Source organism: Bacillus sp. F2HM (genome assembly GCF_019266135.1).
Taxonomy (GTDB): Bacteria; Bacillota; Bacilli; order Bacillales; family Bacillaceae; genus Bacillus; species Bacillus safensis.
This window is the reverse complement of sequence record NZ_LRMO01000022.1, coordinates 81,248-98,224: the sequence shown is the minus strand read 5'-3', so window position 1 is coordinate 98,224 and position 16,977 is coordinate 81,248. Positions and strand designations below refer to the sequence as shown.

At 40.2% G+C, this 16,977-nt stretch carries 21 protein-coding genes and 1 tRNA gene; 5 read left to right on the top strand and 17 right to left on the bottom strand.

Going from position 1 to position 16,977, the window contains the following annotated elements; all coding sequences use genetic code 11:
- Positions 1-8: 8 nt before the first annotated feature.
- The 3 genes from comGB to AWT60_RS14480 all read right to left on the bottom strand — a co-directional run bounded on the left by comGB (position 9) and on the right by AWT60_RS14480 (position 3,153).
- Positions 9-1,049, bottom strand: coding sequence for a competence type IV pilus assembly protein ComGB (comGB, locus tag AWT60_RS14490; RefSeq protein ID WP_218677398.1), 1,041 nt, complete (start codon positions 1,047-1,049; stop codon positions 9-11).
- A complete protein-coding gene (gene comGA / locus AWT60_RS14485; protein WP_087975807.1) occupies positions 1,030-2,100 on the bottom strand; it encodes a competence type IV pilus ATPase ComGA in 1,071 nt (356 codons plus the stop codon). The genes comGB and comGA overlap by 20 nt, the downstream gene beginning before the upstream one ends.
- A 177-nt stretch (positions 2,101-2,277) precedes the next feature.
- On the bottom strand, positions 2,278-3,153 hold the full coding sequence (locus AWT60_RS14480; protein WP_056767330.1) for an STAS domain-containing protein: 876 nt from the start codon (positions 3,151-3,153) through the stop codon (positions 2,278-2,280).
- 97 nt (positions 3,154-3,250) lie between these two features.
- Between AWT60_RS14480 and AWT60_RS14475 the strand changes: the two genes are divergently transcribed.
- Positions 3,251-3,321 (top strand) — tRNA-Gln (locus tag AWT60_RS14475).
- Positions 3,322-3,376: 55 nt separating this feature from the next.
- Here the strand turns inward: AWT60_RS14475 and AWT60_RS14470 are convergent.
- Entirely contained in the window at positions 3,377-3,757 is a 381-nt protein-coding gene (locus AWT60_RS14470) for a Spx/MgsR family RNA polymerase-binding regulatory protein (protein ID WP_007501232.1), read from the bottom strand.
- Positions 3,758-3,969: 212 nt separating this feature from the next.
- On the opposite strand from AWT60_RS14470, the gene AWT60_RS14465 reads away from it, so the two are divergent.
- A complete protein-coding gene (locus AWT60_RS14465; protein WP_003217440.1) occupies positions 3,970-4,212 on the top strand; it encodes a DUF2626 domain-containing protein in 243 nt (80 codons plus the stop codon).
- 46 nt (positions 4,213-4,258) lie between these two features.
- On the opposite strand, the gene AWT60_RS14460 is transcribed toward AWT60_RS14465, so the two are convergent.
- Positions 4,259-4,897 (bottom strand): MBL fold metallo-hydrolase, encoded by a 639-nt coding sequence (locus AWT60_RS14460; RefSeq protein ID WP_076840972.1) that lies wholly within the window; start codon positions 4,895-4,897, stop codon positions 4,259-4,261.
- A 157-nt stretch (positions 4,898-5,054) separates the two neighbouring features.
- On the opposite strand from AWT60_RS14460, the gene AWT60_RS14455 reads away from it, so the two are divergent.
- Entirely contained in the window at positions 5,055-5,228 is a 174-nt protein-coding gene (locus AWT60_RS14455; RefSeq protein ID WP_003217333.1) for a DUF2759 domain-containing protein, read from the top strand.
- Positions 5,229-5,252: 24 nt separating this feature from the next.
- Here AWT60_RS14455 and AWT60_RS14450 read toward each other — a convergent pair whose 3' ends face one another.
- The 11 genes from AWT60_RS14450 to rpmG all read right to left on the bottom strand — a co-directional run bounded on the left by AWT60_RS14450 (position 5,253) and on the right by rpmG (position 14,891).
- On the bottom strand, positions 5,253-5,567 hold the full coding sequence (locus AWT60_RS14450; RefSeq protein ID WP_076841038.1) for an MTH1187 family thiamine-binding protein: 315 nt from the start codon (positions 5,565-5,567) through the stop codon (positions 5,253-5,255).
- Between the two features lie 76 nt (positions 5,568-5,643).
- Positions 5,644-6,897: an MFS transporter gene (locus AWT60_RS14445; protein ID WP_163114805.1), complete on the bottom strand. Its 1,254-nt coding sequence runs from the start codon at positions 6,895-6,897 to the stop codon at positions 5,644-5,646.
- A 156-nt stretch (positions 6,898-7,053) separates the two neighbouring features.
- The gene (locus AWT60_RS14440) at positions 7,054-8,178 is read right to left on the bottom strand and encodes a M14 family metallopeptidase (RefSeq protein WP_218677397.1); all 1,125 of its coding nucleotides are present in this window, start codon (positions 8,176-8,178) and stop codon (positions 7,054-7,056) included.
- 85 nt (positions 8,179-8,263) lie between these two features.
- The gene (locus AWT60_RS14435) at positions 8,264-10,183 is read right to left on the bottom strand and encodes an LTA synthase family protein (RefSeq protein WP_218677396.1); all 1,920 of its coding nucleotides are present in this window, start codon (positions 10,181-10,183) and stop codon (positions 8,264-8,266) included.
- Between the two features lie 213 nt (positions 10,184-10,396).
- On the bottom strand, positions 10,397-11,350 hold the full coding sequence (locus tag AWT60_RS14430; protein ID WP_218677395.1) for an ROK family glucokinase: 954 nt from the start codon (positions 11,348-11,350) through the stop codon (positions 10,397-10,399).
- 13 nt (positions 11,351-11,363) lie between these two features.
- Positions 11,364-11,567, bottom strand: coding sequence for a YqgQ family protein (locus tag AWT60_RS14425; protein WP_008342322.1), 204 nt, complete (start codon positions 11,565-11,567; stop codon positions 11,364-11,366).
- A 70-nt stretch (positions 11,568-11,637) separates the two neighbouring features.
- Complete coding sequence (locus AWT60_RS14420) at positions 11,638-13,176, bottom strand: rhomboid family intramembrane serine protease (protein ID WP_218677394.1); 1,539 nt, start codon at positions 13,174-13,176, stop codon at positions 11,638-11,640.
- An 86-nt stretch (positions 13,177-13,262) separates the two neighbouring features.
- Positions 13,263-13,436, bottom strand: a complete 174-nt coding sequence (locus tag AWT60_RS14415; RefSeq protein ID WP_162176177.1) for a hypothetical protein — start codon at positions 13,434-13,436, stop codon at positions 13,263-13,265.
- A 381-nt stretch (positions 13,437-13,817) separates the two neighbouring features.
- The gene (locus tag AWT60_RS18560; RefSeq protein WP_241770461.1) at positions 13,818-14,075 is read right to left on the bottom strand and encodes a hypothetical protein; all 258 of its coding nucleotides are present in this window, start codon (positions 14,073-14,075) and stop codon (positions 13,818-13,820) included.
- A 57-nt stretch (positions 14,076-14,132) separates the two neighbouring features.
- Positions 14,133-14,693, bottom strand: a complete 561-nt coding sequence (locus AWT60_RS14405; RefSeq protein WP_041106883.1) for a 5-formyltetrahydrofolate cyclo-ligase — start codon at positions 14,691-14,693, stop codon at positions 14,133-14,135.
- A gap of 48 nt (positions 14,694-14,741) precedes the next feature.
- Entirely contained in the window at positions 14,742-14,891 is a 150-nt protein-coding gene (gene rpmG, locus AWT60_RS14400) for a 50S ribosomal protein L33 (RefSeq protein WP_008360061.1), read from the bottom strand.
- A 413-nt stretch (positions 14,892-15,304) separates the two neighbouring features.
- Between rpmG and AWT60_RS14395 the strand changes: the two genes are divergently transcribed.
- Both AWT60_RS14395 and AWT60_RS14390 read left to right on the top strand, forming a co-directional pair.
- Positions 15,305-15,652 carry a hypothetical protein gene (locus AWT60_RS14395; RefSeq protein ID WP_024422989.1) on the top strand — a complete coding sequence of 116 codons (348 nt, stop codon included), beginning with the start codon at positions 15,305-15,307 and terminating at the stop codon, positions 15,650-15,652.
- Positions 15,649-16,149, top strand: a complete 501-nt coding sequence (locus AWT60_RS14390; protein ID WP_024422990.1) for an endolytic transglycosylase MltG — start codon at positions 15,649-15,651, stop codon at positions 16,147-16,149. The genes AWT60_RS14395 and AWT60_RS14390 overlap by 4 nt, the downstream gene beginning before the upstream one ends.
- Before the next feature lie 43 nt (positions 16,150-16,192).
- Here the strand turns inward: AWT60_RS14390 and pstB are convergent, their stop codons facing one another.
- Positions 16,193-16,975: a phosphate ABC transporter ATP-binding protein PstB gene (pstB, locus tag AWT60_RS14385; protein ID WP_041106885.1), complete on the bottom strand. Its 783-nt coding sequence runs from the start codon at positions 16,973-16,975 to the stop codon at positions 16,193-16,195.
- Between the last annotated feature and the right edge of the window lie 2 nt (positions 16,976-16,977).

The following is a 16,977-nucleotide window of genomic DNA, read 5'->3' as shown; positions in this document are numbered from 1 at the left end:
CCTCCTTCTTACACTTGCTCCATTAGTTGATACATTGGTAAAAGAATAGATAAATACACGATGAGTATAAGAAGTGCTGTTACCCCATAAATAACTGGCTGCAGCCAAGAAATCCATTTTTCAATTTTTAGCTCTGCATTCTCTAATAGAAATTGGCTGTACGTGTACATTTCTCTCGCAAGCATTCCGCTGGCTTCACCATGCTTGATAATGGCTGCAAAATGTTTTTCGAAAAAAGGAGACACGCTTACTTGATGGGCCATGCTTTCTCCTTTTCTTAACTCTCCCATCATTTGTTCACCTATTTCTTGAAGAAAAGGCAGGTAGCTTTGCTGTTTAAAAGCTTGCAAACCTTCGTACATCGATAACCCAGCCTGAAGCAGTCCACTTAGCTGAAGAGAAAAAAGGTACGTATGCATCAGCTGCATCCCTTTATATAAAAAAGGCAGCTTACTCATCACCCTCAGTTTCTCAAGGGTCGACTTTTTCCTAAAAAAAACAGCATAATATCCAATAAGACAGATACACAGACAACTAGTGATGAGCAGAAAAGCATGAAGGAATTGAAATAGTCCAAACATCCCTTGAATCAGCCAAGACATGCGGGTATCCATCGATGAGTACAAAACAGAAAATTGAGGAATGATCATTTGCTGAACGAGTACCAGCACGACCAAAACCGTGAAGATGAGGAAAAGCGGGTAACGTAACATACGTTTAAACGTGTCTAACTGTTTGATTTTTTTCTCTAAAAAACGGGCGCTTTGTTCTAAAGCACGTGCTAGACTGCCATGCTTCTCAGAAAAACATAGTATAGCGATGACTTCCCGCTGAAAATGGAGTCTTTCAAGCACTACATAAAAAGGCTCGCCTTCGTGCAGCCACTGAATACCTAGTTTTAATTGCTGCCGCTGTTGTTTCGATAACTGGATATTCACCATCACTAATGCCTCAATCAATGTATATCCAGCCTGAATCAATTGAGCCAGTTTTGATAGGCATTCAGCTTGATCCTTTTTAGACCATACTTTAGAGGCTCGCTTCTTCATAAACCCAGCGGTGATATGTGTTTTTCGATAAATAGCCTAGTGCCACTCCTTTACGAATTAATTTTTGCAATGTTTCATATGACGAATGAGCATATTCTCCTTTCGCCTCTTTCATACACTCACCAAGCTCTTTTCCGAAAAGCAATTCAAATACATTTGTTCGTCTGAAAGGCCGATTTAATTTGCAGTAAAGCTGACATGTTTCTCCGCAAAAAGGACATATGAGCTCAATTAATCGCTGGGCAGCAATCGCAACCATGGTTTGTTCGAGTTCATTCATCGTGACACCAAATTCAAGCATGCGGTAAAGGGCTCCTTTTGCATTTTTTGCATGGAGCGTACTCAATACTAAATGGCCTGTCAGTGCTGCTCTAATCGCCGTTCTGGCCGTTTCAGCATCTCTTATTTCTCCTAGCACAATCACATCTGGATCATGTCTTAAAATAGCGCGTAATCCAGCGGCATACGTGATGCCGGCTTTTTCATTCACTTGAACCTGCAGCACTTCTTCATTCCTTGTTTCGACAGGATCTTCAAGAGTAATAATATTTCGGTTAAAATTCTTTTTTGCAAACTGGATCAATGAATATAGTGTTGTCGTTTTCCCTGAATTTGTTGGCCCAGTAAATAAAATGAGTCCATGCGAGTGGTTTAAAAAGGATAATAATCTGGCTGAGGCTTTCGGAAATAATGATAGATGTTTTATTTTCGGAACATGATCCTGCGGTAAAATTCTGATCACTAAGCTCTCATCATTCACTGTCGGCAAGGTAGACATCCGAATAAACACTTGACCGTTTCTTAGCATCACAGCTAGTGAGCCATTTTGCGGCCTCCTTTTTTCCCCGATATCCATAGAAGATAAAAACTTAAAATGTGCAATAAGCCTCTCTCCGCTTTTTTTATCAATCGTTCGCTGCTGGATTAAATCTGAATCAACACGAAATGACACCGAAGCTTCCTTTTCTTTTGGCACAATATGCACATCAGAAGCCCTCATGCGGCATGCTTCTTCTAGCAGCTCTTGCCTTAAATATTCAATTCCATACAAGTGGATCACTCCTTTCTCTGATCACATTGTAGAATGGCGGAACGTGATTGACAAAAGAGCAATTTATCATTTTCATGACTAATAAATGATGAAAACCCTCAACTCACGATGCATTACATCATTTTTTAGAAAAGAGCATATAAAAAAACCTGACTTTTACAAGTACAGGTTTTTTGGTCATGATGTGGCTTCTTGCGGCTGCTCTTCAAAGATACGAAATCCTCTTTTTTCTAACGCTTTTGCAAGGCTATGCTCAGTATTTACTTTTGAGAAATCAATGCCCAGTTTCACTACAGTTTGAGCGATCTCTGGGCGGATGCCTGAAATAATCGTCTCAATTCCTAGCAGCTTCGCACTATCGACCACTTTAAACAGCTGATAGGCCACCATCGTATCAACAACGGGAACACCAGAAATATCAATAAATAAGTGCGTTAGACGCAATCTTGAAGCCTGTTCTAGTACGGATTCCAGAATGATTTTGGCCCGGTACGTATCGATCTCTCCAATCAGCGGCAAAATCCCAATTTCCTTTGATACTGGAATAACAGGTGCACTCAGTTCTTGAATCATCTCTCTTTGTGCATTCAGCTGACTGATTGTCACGCGGTCATATTCTTCTGATAAGCGCTCAATCATGTCATCAAATGTGGCGTGAAAGTGCTGATTCCACTGACACACATCTTGCAGCGTCACTTCAAGCTCTGTTTCTTGGGTGAATGTCTCAATTCTCGAACAGAAAATGTGGCGGAAGATCTTAAATTGTCCAATGATTTCATATAACGGCACCTCGTGCACTGCTCGATCACGTGCAATATCAACAGACCACTTTTTCAAATGGTTTTCTACTTTGTCAGACAGTGTCACAAGCGTGGCTGCAATGGTTTGAATAAACGCTGTGTTCTGTTCCTTCAGCTTCTTTTCCGTTTCCTCTGAAGCATGTTTAGAATATAATGAGCCTTCTTCTGTTCTTGTTTTTAGCCATTCTTCGGTCATGACAGGGGCTTCTTTTAGGATAAATTCGTATAATTGCTTTGATTTTTCATTTTTCATTTATTTCTTTCGCTCCTTTTTCACTAAAACTCGTGACATACAACTTTTATGTATAAATGACCGCAGATGGTGAACAATATCATTACACGTTTGATATTGGGCTATAGCCAAGTGGTAAGGCAATGGACTTTGACTCCGTGATCGTTGGTTCGAACCCAGCTAGCCCAGTTCAGCACAAAAACGAAGACGGCTGAAGCATGTTTCAGCTGATCTTCGTTTTTTATTAGGAAACTGATTGATGAATCGCTTTCTTTTTTGATATTTTCATGAGTTCTCCTGGATTATAACCTACTACCAATTTATTTCCATCAATAATGATTGGTCTCCGGAGCAGCTTTGGTTTTTCAATGAGAAGCTGCAAAACCTCGTTTACTTTTAAGTCATTAATATTTAAATTTAAGCTTTTAAAAGCCTGACTTCGTGTGGCTAAAATTTCATCCATTCCTTCTGTTGTTAAAGAAAGAATCTTTTTTAATTCATCTAGTGTTGGCGTTTCTCTGAAAAGGTGACGCTCTTTAAAATCAATTTGATTCGCCTTTAACCAATGTTTTGTTTTGCGGCAAGACGTGCAGCTCGGGTATGAATAAAAAGTAATGTCACTCATTAGTCTTCCTCCTTAGGTCGTTAACCTTTTCTCTTATGGAGTAAGTACCCTCATGTTTTTCGGCATAAACACTTTTTCATCATTTTTTCAAAAAAATTTTTTCTACATTCAAAATAAATTGTTCACATGATGTCAAAAATGTAAATGTTTACATAACAAGTGATGATCAGCTATAATATGAATCAAAGGGGTTTTTAAGGGGAGGGAAAGAAATGAATCGCATGTTCCGCGTGCTTGGCTTTTGGACGGGTATTTTTGCTGTCATGTTCTATTTAGGACATATGAAAGATGCATCGCTGCTGTTCTTCGGTCAAACCGTTCTTTTTGTATTTTTATCCTACTTGAATTTATCCGAAAGAATGTATATTTACATTTTCGGAGCGTACTTGACGATTTTCTTTGCCGGATTTACATATTATTCGATTTTCATCATGGTTCCCGGTACCGGACATTAATTGAAAAAAGCATCTCTTTAGAAGAGATGCTTTTTCATGCCTGCAATTAAAGAGAAAATCCATTAATAAACGGATTTTGCTCCTGCTCCGTCAGCACAGTCGTTTCCCTGCCATGTCCGCTTAAAACAAGAGTTGATTCTGGCAATGACAATAATTTATGATGGATTGATTGTAGCAGCACTTCCTGACTGCCGCCTACTAAATCTGTTCTCCCGATGCCGCCTTCAAATAGCGTGTCACCAGAAATAACAAAGCCCTCTTCCGCCGAATAGTAAGACACACTGCCTGGTGAATGCCCTGGTGTATGGAACATTTCTAATGTAAAAGATCCAATTTGAAGCGTTCCTTCTGACGTAATCAATTTTTCAGCTTCTTTGACCGTAATTCCATTCCCAATCAATCGAGCTGAACCGTTTAATTCAGCATTCGTGAGCCATTCTTTTTCATTTTCGTGTACATACAGCGGCACTCCCCACTCTTCGCGCACCTCATCTGCCGCGCCAATATGATCAAAATGAGCATGTGTCAATAAGACAGCAAGCGGTGTGAGCTGTTTTTCTTTTACATAAGCAATCAGCTTTTGCGCTTCACCGCCTGGATCAAAAATTAAGCACTCTCCCTGCTCATTTTTCCAAATATATGCGTTCGCTTGTACATAGCCTAGTGGCATTCTTCTCCAATTCATTTTCATCACCTACTTTATTCATTCTTTTTTATTATGAAGGCTATTCAATAAAAATTCAAACAATCGTCAACTGGAATCTACTCGACAAGCTTTATGAAAACGGTTAAAATGAAAAGAAAGGAAATCAAGGGGATTGATGACAAAGGGGGACTTTCACATGATGCTCGTCATTATTTTTGGTCTAGTCACGATTTTAGCTGCGCTCGGCATCTATCGCTCACTAAAAAAAGTGAACGTACTTGCCATCGCTTTTGCAGGCGCTACATTTTTGGTTTTTGGATGGTTCACTGTCATGACCATCATCTATAGCGGTTATCCAACTGCACATTAAAAGCCTGCTTATAGCAGGCTTTTTTTATGGATTTAAATGCTTATTCACGCTTTCTAATTTGCTTGTAAGTGTTGTGGTTTGATCCCGTCTGTCATCGATGCGAATATTGGTCGCTACTCGGTGCAATCCCTTCTCAAAAGGGGCTTCATGAATTCGCTGAATGACCTCAAATAAAACGGATAATTCGCCTTCAATTAACGTATTCATCGGTGTTAATTGATATTTGATTTTCCCTTCTTGTTGAAAGCCTTCTAAAATTCTTTGTACATCTGCTACGTAAGCACTGACACTTGGTGTTTCAGTGCCTATTGGAATGATGGTGACGTCTGCTATAGCCATAATTTTTCCCCTTTCAATTAAATTCTCATGTTTTCTCGTCCTCATTGTAACCTATCCTCATTCAATCATGCCATGCTTACGTTGCGTTTACGGCAGGTTTGTCTCGTTCTATCGTCAAATCTGCTCTCTCTACCTTCCCGATCTTTGTAAACAGAAGCAGGCATATACCTGAAACAGCTTCAATGATGCCGCCGGCCGCAATGACATACCCAGACCCAAACAGGGTTGCCATATAACCGCCAATGAGGGCGCCTAACGGAATCATCAAGTAGGAAATCATGTTGATGATCGCATACACTTGCGGCTGATCCTCTGCCTTTACTGACAATTGAATCATCGTATGTTCGGGTACGTTAACTGCACTAATGGCTGCTCCTAAAGCAAAAGCTGATATAAACACAAGTGGTAACAATGCGTTCATACCTGTGATAAAGAAGGCGATTCCATCAACAATCCCAGCACCTATAAACAGCAATCCATACCGATTCACTTTTATCTTTGTCAAAACAAACCCCATCAAAAATGCCCCTAGTGCGGTTGTGACTTTGATGAATGAATAGACGACCGGTCCACTATGTAAGTCTTCCGTTAAATAAATAACAGACAATGCTTCCCATGGTGCCGCAGCAAAGTTTGAGCAGACACAAAAAATCGCTAATGGAAACAAAATATGGTGGCTTCTAACAAGTGAAAAACCTCGAATTAATCTTTTGCCGTAAGATAACCCTTTTTTGGCTTTATCGATGATGGCTTCTGTTTGATATGAAATCATGAACACCAATAAAGCGGACAAAAGGTAAAGAGGAATGATCACAAGCATTGTATAACCTACACCTACAAATGCAATCATGACACCACAAATCGTGACCGTCACAAGTCTTACTACATGACTTGCTGATTGGATCGTTGCATTCGCTTTTTGTATGAGGTCCTCATGGACAAGCTTTGGAATAATCGATACAGATGCCGGTTCATAGGAGCCTCCTGTCGCCGAATGCAGCAGCATACAGCCAATGATGAGGACTAATGGTGTGAAACCATAAAAGTAACTAACCACGATCACAAGGATAATTGCTCCTCGTGTTAAATCAGCAAAACACATCCAAAATTTCAATTGATGCGGCTTCATCATAGGCGTAATAAATGGTCCAACAATCGCTTGAGGAACAAAGCTGACTGCAATAAAAAAAGCTGTCCCTATGGCCCCTTTCCCTCCTAGTACTAAAAGCCACAAGATGGTGTTGAAAGATAAACTATCAGCCGTAATTTTGCACATTTTAGAAACAAATAAATAAGTAAAATTTCTTTTCCACAGGCTTTGAGCACTCAATAGTCGACATCTCCCTAAATCATATCCTTTTTTTTACATCCATATCTTTCACAATAGCTTACAAGGAGGCCTTCGTCAATTGCTTCAACATTGTTTTTATTGACCATAAGCAATTGATTGTTTCTCAAAATATGAAAAAGCACCAGACAGGTGCTTTTAACACTTACACGCTTCCCACAAAAGCCGCTTTGTTTTTTCATAGATCGAATCAAATTGATCTATGGAAAGAGGATTTTTCCCTAGACCAAGCTCGACTGTATAGCCCTCACTATGAAATTGATAAATAAACCAATCGCGATAGCCTGCATAGCTGTCGAGATATTGGATCGGTTTGTAGCCGCTTACTAGTTCGAATCGTTTGACCGTTTCTTTTGAGATGGCTGGCTCATGGCCAAGAAACCCCCAATAGATCTCTTCTCCTTGTGTATGAAGGGCGATCAGCCGGTCAAATCGTTTTCGCAACGCAAGATTTGCCATCGCTTTCGCTTCTGGTTCTGTTAATGGCTCGCGCCCTGGATAATCCCGGTAGGACGGTGCCTTCGACTGATGACGATAGTACTCGATCTCCCAATAAGCAGGAAATTGATTGTTTAAATCCACCCCTCGAATATTTGCTTTCCATTCCCGGTAATCGGAATATCCATCGTTTAGCAGTGTGAATTCTTCACGATGAAGACCTAGTGACTCCGGTCCATTACGAACCAAATCCACTCCATCTGGATTGACCATTGGCACGATGGATAAAGCGGTGGTCTGCAGGATATGAACCGCTTCATAATGTCTTGCCTGCACCGGGTCAGACGCTGCTAAGCAAAGCGATTTCAACCATTTTAATAAAACAGACGTCGTGATCCATTCATTTGCATGAAATGAGGCATTGAGATGAATAGAATGTAAATGCTGAACAGGCTCTGTTCGGATCTCATAAATAGGTGTATCAAGCACTGAATGGCCAATGACGCTAATATGAAGAAAAGGAAATACGGCTTTCAAGCGGCTCAGCTCTTCTTCTAATTGAGCGCTATCATATTCAAATGTTCCATTAATCCAATCATCGGATTGCTGCAGTCTGTAAGGTGCAATAAATCTCTGCACATCACCAATAGAATTAAATACATGGACTCCTTCTGGAAGTCTATATCCCGGCAAAAGAAGGTTATCAGTGCTTGTATGATTAGATAAATGAAAAGCAGCTTTGCCAATACCAAGCTGCTTTGCCACAGCATCCCTCCCTGCTTCATCCAGCTGCCATTCAATTTTTCCAAACGACGTTGTCTTCATTTACATCCCTCCTCTCATACTATATGAGCCGTCAGACAAAAAAAGAAAACCTCTGCTTCTAAAATAGCAGAGGTTTTTTCATCTATTAGGACGCCTTTTTCAGCTCCGTTTCACCTTCTTTTTTGGATGGTGAATGGTCCGGGCTGTTTCGATCATAAAATCTAAGGAGATCTCCGTAGATGATTTGATCAGAGAATTGAAGCTCCTGCTTCGCTTTCTCTTCATAAGACTGACACACATTTTTATCTTCTGCTGGCTCGCCTGTCTCTTTATTGTAGCAAACACCATCTGTAAAAATGCTGTCCTTCGTTATAAAGCTTCCATCACGGAGTACTGTAAAGTCATTCTTATCTTTTGATAAAAGGTCATGACCAAATTGAATTTGTTTACTTGTATCAATCCCTAGAAGATTGAGTACAGTTGGACGGATATCGACCTGACCGCCTACCGTATCAATTTCTTTTGGATGTTGATCCGTTACCCCTGGAATGTGTACAACAAACGGGACTTTTTGAAGCTGCACTTCTTCAAATGGCGTAATCTCTTTATTTAAGAATTGTCCCATGGCTTCGTTATGGTTTTCAGAAATTCCGTAGTGATCCCCATACAAAACAAAAATGGAGTTATCGTATAACCCAGCTTCCTTCATCTTTTTAAAGAAAAGCTTAAGGGCTTCATCTTGATAACGCACTGTAGGGAAGTACTTGTTCAGTGTTTTGCTCTTTGAATCATATTCATCAATGAGCTTATCTTCTTCGTCTAAATCAAAAGGGAAATGGTTCGTTAATGTAATCAATCTCGTATAGAAAGGCTGCGGGATCGATTTCATTAATTCAGCGGACTGCTCAAAGAACGGACCATCTTTCAGTCCCCAGCCAACTGAGTTTTCTTCATTCACATCAAATGATTTAATATCAAAGAACTTATCGTAGCCAAAGCTATCGTAGATAAGGTCACGATTCCAGAAGCTTTTGTTATTCGCATGAATAACAGAAGAGTGGTAGCCCTCATCCTTTAACAGCTCAGGTGTCGCTGTATACTCATTACTTGGATTTGTGAAGAACACAGCCCCTCTTCCAAGTGGATAAAGAGAATTATCTACAATAAACTCTGAATCAGATGTTTTCCCTTGACCTGTTTGGTGATAAAAATTAGTAAAGTTATAGCTCTTCTTGATCAATTTGTTTAAAAACGGAGTAATTTCTTTCCCGTTTAATTTTTCATTGATCACGAAACTCTGTGTAGATTCAAGTGATACAAGAATGACATTTCGTCCTTTTGCTTGACCAAATGTCTTTTCATTACGGTCCGTTTGATTTGCGCTTACATAGTTTTCAATTTCAGTTAAGCTATTGCTGTCAGCAAGGGCTCGTTGAGCGGACTGCTTCGATTGCAATACCCCGTCATAAATATGGAAGTTATATAAGCTGATATTTTTCACCAGCATCTCACGGTCAAATGAGCGAGTAAGCAGTTCTGGTCTTTCTGTTTCAGCTAAACCAAGGTTAAAGAAAAATGTAGCTGCCACAAATAAGTAATATGCTGCTCGTTCTTTTCGTGAAACTGTGACATCTGTTCTAAAGGAAGGCTGTTTTTTATAGAGCCAAATTAAAATGATAATATCAACAAACATCAGTAAATCGACTGGTTCAATTAAAGAGGTAATACTGGACCCGAGGTCACCCATATTGTTTGTTTGAAATAGGACGGGGATGGTTAGAAAATCACTATAGAATCGATAAAACACAATGTTGGCTAACAAAACAAATGTTAGGATAAAGCTTGTCACGATGATATATCGATTGCGATTTTTTTCTTTGAAAAATAAACCGATACCGAAGATAAACAAGAGAAAGCTAAGCGGATTAATAAACAGGATAAACTCCTGCATGAAATTTTCAATTTTAATATTGAAGCTAGATTTATAGATAACATAGGTTTTGACCCACATCAGCAATGTCGCAATCAGTAAAAATGAAATCGCCTTTAATCTATTCTTTCGCATTGTAACCTCCTTATGCTAAGCGCGCACCCAGGCTCTAGATATACCCTAATTATTGGTGCTTCTAGAAAAATAACTAAAGTATATCTTATCCTGTATATGATGGAAAATCAATGTCTTTTTCCTCATGACAAACTTATGAATATGCTAAACATCCAATTTCATGCCTATCTATCGCTTTTTTTAATAAAAATGACATCATTATGACTTTTTTGTTCAAGACAGCCATTTGGTTTTTGCTATCCATGCACCGCCGATAACACCCGCATCGTTTCCGAGTGATGCAATTACCACTTCAACATCGTCAGCGCAAGGCGGGAAAGCATGTTGTTTCACAATGCGCTCTACTTTACTGCGAAGAAGCTCACCTGCTTTTGAAACACCGCCGCCAATTACAATTTTTGTTGGGTTTAAAGCACTAGCAAGATTCGCTAGGACAAGTCCAAGATGTGTCGTCACTTCTTCTACGACACGCATTGCAAGATCATCTCCATTTTCTGCCGCTTCAAATACATTCTTTGCCGATAGCGAAGCGAGCTTGCCAAGTGAAGATGTATGCTGCTCGGTTTCTAATTTATCCTTTGCAATCCGGACGATGCCAGTTGCAGATGCGATCGTTTCAATACAGCCTGTTCTTCCGCAGTTACACGGTGCTCCTTGAAATGGAACGGCACAAATATGGCCAATTTCTCCGCCAGCACCTGTCTCCCCTTGAACAACTTCACCGTTGACGATGATGCCGCCGCCAACCCCTGTTCCAAGTGTGACCATCAGGATATTTTTTGCGCCATCGCCTGCACCCTTCCACATTTCACCGAGTGCAGCAATATTCGCATCATTTTCAATGACAGATGGAAGTCCCGTCTCTGCCTCTAGGTGATCTTTCAAGGGGTAGTTTGTCCAGCCCAGATTCGTTGTTTTATAGACGATGCCAGATACTTTATCTACAGGTCCAGGAGCACCCATTCCGATCCCAATAAGTGCTGATTTCGGCATACTGATCTCAACCAGTTTATGGTCAATTGATTTGGCAATATCGACTGTGATCGTCTGCCCGGATTTATCCGTAGGAATCTCCCACTTATGCTGAATTTCACCATATAGATTAATGAACGCAAGCTTAATTGTCGTACCGCCAAGATCAATACCTACAAACCAATCCCCTGTCATATGCCCTCCACCTTCACATTGTTTTTCGATTTAATTTGGCTAGCTCCATTTGAAGAATCGTCATTGCGTTTGACCATTCGGTCCGGTCAATGATACCCGATGTATACATTTCCTTCAATTCGTCTGCCATAAATTCTAATTCTACTTCACGATCTCCGAAATACACATAATTTCCAAATCTCATGAGCAGCTGCTGTACATCATATAACGTTTTCATTGTTTCCACCATTTCTTTTCATCAACAGATAGGATAAGCGTATTCATAAATGCGCTTTCAGTCAAGTCATTCAACGTGTTTGACTATTTTCGATATATTGTTTCAGCTTTAAAAATTGATCATTTTGAGGATCTTGTTTTAACGCTTTCGCTAATAGATCCTCTGCTTTCGCTGTCTCTCCTTTTTCTACGTATAAAAGCGATAAATGATACTGTTTATTTGGATCATCTGGATCTTTTTCAAGCGACTTTTGTAAAAATTGAATAGCCTTATCAAGTTGGCCCTGCTGCGCTTCCGATAGTGCATAGATATGAAGTGCCTCAGCTGATGCATCTTTATCGTGCACATATTCCTCTAGTCGTTCACTTGCTTCGCTATACTTTTTCTCATCAAATAAACTTGCTGCCTCACTTGTTGCCGCTGCTTCCTTTTGATCGTCAGAATGAAACCCTGTATACAATCCAAAACCGCCAATAAAGAGCAAAGCAGCACTCGCAAGAAGCATTTTGACAGGCTGGATCTGTTTAGGCAGACGGACAGCTAATGCCGTGAAAAAACCACCAACCAAGCCGCCAAGATGCCCTGCATTATCAATACCTGATACAGTGAAGCCTATTCCTAGGTTGATGAGGATAATGACAATAATATTTGTCCCCATCGTCCGAAAGAAAAGCTTTCGGTTTGAGATGGCTAAATATAACAGTGCGCCTAAGCAGCCAAAGATCGCGCCAGATGCGCCGGCTGCAATTGCCGTATTAAACACAAAGCTCGCTATAGAACCAAATATGCCGGAAATGAAATAGATGAGCAAAAATCTTCCCGACCCATAAATTCTCTCAACAGCCGCTCCAACGGACCAAAGAGCAAAAGTATTAAAGAGTAAGTGCGTCAAGCCAATATGTAAAAACATTGGTGTAATCAGGCGCCACCATTCACCCTCTAAAATCAGCACATTATTTTTAGCACCAAATGCTGTTAAAGTTGCGGTATTGGTACTTCCGCCTGACAGCTCAAGTAAAAGAAACATCACCACTTGGACAGCGATCAGCAAGTAGGTAAAAATGGGTCTGCCATTTTGAAACACGGCCCGTTCTCGTTCTCGCTGTTTTTCCTGATCATCAAATGCCTGAAGCACGTTCCTTTTCAGCTGCATTGCACCCTCAGCTGTGTCTCTCTTCGCTTCTTCTACATTTACTGCAAGCGATGTATTCAGCCATTTTTGCAGTTCGTTTACATCGTTTTGAAGCGTGTCTGCATTGAGTAATACAGGAGTAACTGTCACCTTATTCTCTTTTTGCGGCTGACCGTTTAGGTCTTCCCAATCATCTACTGGAACATCAGTTGTAAATTGCAGCTGCAGGAGATGAAGAGATCGTTTACGCATAGCTTCTCTCAGCTGATTGATCCGATATGTTTGCTCCTCGATATCTCGAACGATCTCCTGCCTGAAATTCACATCTTTTCTATATAGACGGATGAGATCATAACCTGAGTTTCGTGGTGCTTCAAAAAATATTTCATCTTCTGGGTACGGACTTTGAATCATCTCGTATCCTTTTTGTCTTAGTTCATCAACAACTCGCCAAAATAAACTATCTATGACATTCATACATTCGCGCTCCATTTTTTACATTATTATAGCAAGAATCGTTCTTATCCGCATTTCTAAACAAAAAAATCCCGGCTTTTGCGGGATTAGAATGCTTGGCGAATAAATTTCGTCCGAAAATATGGGATTTTCATCAGCCATTTAATCAAAAAGTGTCGGACTTGATTTTGCCCTAAAACCAAATTCATGAGCCGATAACGATTTTGCACGAGAACGAATGCAAACAGTGTGAACACAATGCTCCAAATCATTTTATTCATCATATTCCCTCCTATGTTCGTATCGTGGCTTAAATAGGATTTGTTTATGCATGAACCATCGTTTTTATCGCTTAAAAGGTTCCTTTCATAAGCAGGCCTTCACAATCTAATCCCTTGTTCTTTTGATTGAATATAATAGACCTCTCCGCACTCTGATTGATCATAAGAAACATCAAATTGATGAAGGTCGATTAAATCCTTGAAAGTATGAGGCAGCTTACAATTCCGCTCTAACTCCTCCACCTTATGCGGGAAGTAACTGTCGTATGGATTTGGTGTATGAACATATACAGCGTCTTAACCAGGGTCATGTTCGTGAATACACATCCAAGTTTGGTATGGCTTTTCAAAGCTTTCAAGCTGTTTTAGCAGCCTATGATATCAAGCGATATGAGCTTTGATATGCTCTCTTCTTATTTTTAAACTATTTTCCCCGACTCCAAAAAAATCAAGGTGCGTATGCCAAAAATAAAACCATGAATCACGATCAAGTTTTAAGTCACAAGTATTTACTTCCTCCCACATATGACGGAAGTATCTTTTCTTTCCACGACATTTTTTCAAAACATATCCTCCGTCAGCTAAAATGCCTTTTAATGAAGACTGTTGATCGCTATCGTTCATGTGACTTTTGATCATAAGCAAGCACCTTCGCTCAACACAAAAAGCCCGTTCTTACGTATAAGCAGCGGACTTTTATTTTGGATATATGGTACCTTTCTCACTGACCATGATTGAGACTGGGATGTCGTGCGTTTCAGCCGGAATATGCTCGGTTTGCTGTACTGTCAAGCAAAGGGCAAGCGTTTCGCCGTGATAGTCAGCTAAGTAGCGGTCATAATAGCCGCCCCCATATCCGATACGGTAGCCTTTTCGATCGAAGCACACACCAGGCACAATGATCAAATCGATTGATTCTTTAGATGCAGCGGCCGACGTCAGAGGGTCTGGCTCTATTAGCCCAAAGTAGCGGGAGATCATTTTCGTTTCCGGTGTATATTCATAAAACGTCATCTCTTTTGTTTCCGGAAAACAGGTGGGTACACATACTGTTTTCCCCTCCTGCCAGGCTTTTTCAATGAGAGGCATTGTCGGTACCTCTTTTCCTCTAGACATGGTGAGTGCAATCGTATTCGCTTGTTTCCATGATGACAGTTGAAACAAGTGCTCATGAAGTAAAGCGGTGCTTCGCTTGAATTCCTCAGCACTCATCTGGTCCAGCTTGGCTAATGTTTGAAGACGAAGCTCTTTTTTCACACAGATCATCTCCCATCATAAAAAAACAGCAGGAAAATTCCCTGCTGCTTACTTTGTTTCACGATGTAAAGTTTGTTTTTTATCACGTGAGCAATACTTTTTGAATTCAACGCGATCTGGATTGTTTCGCTTATTCTTTTTAGTAATATAGTTACGCTCACCGCATTCAGTGCAAGCTAGAGTAATATTTACGCGCATGTTTTTCCCTCCAAACTAAAATCAATTCACATTCAGACCTAACTATAATACCACTTCTAGCTTAGGAATGCTAGAATGTTTTTTCACCAATTTGAATTTCAGTCAATCCCGTCCGCGTTCTGATCCATATCACACCGTCATTTCATGAAAAATGGCCTGCTCCCCTATAAAACCTCAATCTTTGTCGTACTGTATACATGAGGAACCCTCTTTTATTTTGACAGCGAGCAAGATTTTCATACTCGTTTTTCATATAAAAAGAAAAAAGATGAAAAAAAGGTGATTTTTTCAGCAATTCCTTTTGAAACTAGCTTTTTTATGGTATAAAAAAGAAGGGTCGAAAACTGTCTGAAACGATCATGAAAGCCTTTTATGGCTTTCAGCATTAAAATATGAATAAAAGGTGATGAAACATGGAAATTGCAATTATCGGATTGCTTGTTGTCAGTATCGTACTGATCGCATTCTCATATTTTCAAAGAGAGCCGATTAAAGAAGTCGAGCAGGAACTTGAAACGCTTCAACTATCTGCAATGCAAGAAATCTATAAACTGAAAAAGAAAATGAAGGTTCTTGAAGAAGAATTGCTTGAAACAAACATTGTCGTCCGCAAACATTCAGAAATTGATCCATCTATCGCAAGACAAATCATTTCAAAGCATCAAAATGGCATGTCTCCTGAGGCCATTGCGCGCGCTGAGCATGTATCTGTAGATGAGGTCAACATGATCATTAAAGACAATGAGAAGGTGCTTGTATGACGAAAAAAAGCATCCAAACGTTTGCGGCAGGTATGATTCTTGCAACTGGTGTTCTGGCGATCGTTTTTTTCCTCACTGGAAAAGATGAAGCGGCGGCTGATACAACCACAAAAGAAACGCTCGCAGCGAAAGTAACAGACACCGACGTGAAAAACTATTTAGACTCTAAAAAAGAAGTCTCTGTCAGCCGTGAAACATATCAGCAGCTTCTTGATTATAAAGAAAAAGCACTGAAGGCAAATGAAGACGGCGATTCGAAAAATGATAAAGAAACATCAGACAAGCCTAAAGGCAAATCGGTCAAATTTGTTATTAAAAACGGGATGAGCACAAGTGATGTTTCAGACATGCTTGAAAAGGACGGAATCATCAACTCGTCTAAAGATTTTAATGATTACGTGATTGACGCCGGCTACCATAAAGAAATTCGTGCAGGCAAGTTCAATTTAAAAACAGGGATGACGTTTAAACAAATCGTCAAAGCCTTAACAAAATAACAACAAAAACCCCCTGGCGGCGCTGACCTCCAGGGGGTTTTTATTAACCAAATCGACCAGATATATAATCATTTGTTCTTTGATCATTTGGCTCAGAGAACATCACATTCGTATCATTGACCTCAACAAGCTCTCCCATTAAAAAGAAGGCTGTTCTATCTGATACCCTCGCCGCTTGCTGCATGTTATGCGTCACAATGGCAATCGTGTATTTCTCTTTTAATTTCATAATCAATTCTTCAATCTTTAATGTTGAGACAGGATCAAGCGCTGATGTTGGTTCATCCATTAGTAAAATGTCTGGGCTTGTGGCAATAGCTCTTGCGATACAAAGACGCTGCTGCTGACCGCCGGAAAGACCTAATGCAGGTGCACTTAATCGATCTTTCACTTCATCCCAAAGGGCAACATCACGAAGCGCTTTTTCAGCGATTTCTTTCAATTGCTGCTTGCTCTTCACGCCGTGAATTCTTGGTCCGTAGACGACATTATCAAAGATAGACTGAGGGAATGGGTTTCCTTTTTGAAAGACCATCCCGACGTTTTTACGCAGTTCCACTAGATCAACGCGGCCTTTTAAAATATTGTCGCCGTTATACATCATATCTCCGGTGATTTTCACACCTGGCACTGTTTTGACCATAAGATTTAAGGTCTTAATAAACGTTGACTTTCCGCAGCCGGACGGACCGATAATTGCTGTGACTTCATGCTCTCTAATGTCTAAATCAATATGCTTCAGTGCGTGATGCTGTCCGTACCAAAGGTTCATATCATTCACACGAAACACTTCTTTTTTTGCTGTTTCAGTTGCTACTGCATTCATCA

Coding starts and splice junctions, on each gene's coding strand:
- comGB (WP_218677398.1), bottom strand. CDS start 1,049: ATGAAGAAGCGAGCCTCTAAAGTATGGTCTAAAAAGGATCAAGCTGAA.
- AWT60_RS14480 (WP_056767330.1), bottom strand. CDS start 3,153: ATGAAAAATGAAAAATCAAAGCAATTATACGAATTTATCCTAAAAGAA.
- AWT60_RS14470 (WP_007501232.1), bottom strand. CDS start 3,757: ATGAGTGACATTACTTTTTATTCATACCCGAGCTGCACGTCTTGCCGC.
- AWT60_RS14465 (WP_003217440.1), top strand. CDS start 3,970: ATGAATCGCATGTTCCGCGTGCTTGGCTTTTGGACGGGTATTTTTGCT.
- AWT60_RS14460 (WP_076840972.1), bottom strand. CDS start 4,897: ATGAATTGGAGAAGAATGCCACTAGGCTATGTACAAGCGAACGCATAT.
- AWT60_RS14455 (WP_003217333.1), top strand. CDS start 5,055: ATGATGCTCGTCATTATTTTTGGTCTAGTCACGATTTTAGCTGCGCTC.
- AWT60_RS14450 (WP_076841038.1), bottom strand. CDS start 5,567: ATGGCTATAGCAGACGTCACCATCATTCCAATAGGCACTGAAACACCA.
- AWT60_RS14440 (WP_218677397.1), bottom strand. CDS start 8,178: ATGAAGACAACGTCGTTTGGAAAAATTGAATGGCAGCTGGATGAAGCA.
- AWT60_RS14435 (WP_218677396.1), bottom strand. CDS start 10,183: ATGCGAAAGAATAGATTAAAGGCGATTTCATTTTTACTGATTGCGACA.
- AWT60_RS14430 (WP_218677395.1), bottom strand. CDS start 11,350: ATGACAGGGGATTGGTTTGTAGGTATTGATCTTGGCGGTACGACAATT.
- AWT60_RS14425 (WP_008342322.1), bottom strand. CDS start 11,567: ATGAAAACGTTATATGATGTACAGCAGCTGCTCATGAGATTTGGAAAT.
- AWT60_RS14420 (WP_218677394.1), bottom strand. CDS start 13,176: ATGAATGTCATAGATAGTTTATTTTGGCGAGTTGTTGATGAACTAAGA.
- AWT60_RS14415 (WP_162176177.1), bottom strand. CDS start 13,436: ATGAATAAAATGATTTGGAGCATTGTGTTCACACTGTTTGCATTCGTT.
- AWT60_RS18560 (WP_241770461.1), bottom strand. CDS start 14,075: ATGATCAAAAGTCACATGAACGATAGCGATCAACAGTCTTCATTAAAA.
- rpmG (WP_008360061.1), bottom strand. CDS start 14,891: ATGCGCGTAAATATTACTCTAGCTTGCACTGAATGCGGTGAGCGTAAC.
- AWT60_RS14395 (WP_024422989.1), top strand. CDS start 15,305: ATGGAAATTGCAATTATCGGATTGCTTGTTGTCAGTATCGTACTGATC.
- AWT60_RS14390 (WP_024422990.1), top strand. CDS start 15,649: ATGACGAAAAAAAGCATCCAAACGTTTGCGGCAGGTATGATTCTTGCA.
- pstB (WP_041106885.1), bottom strand. CDS start 16,975: ATGAATGCAGTAGCAACTGAAACAGCAAAAAAAGAAGTGTTTCGTGTG.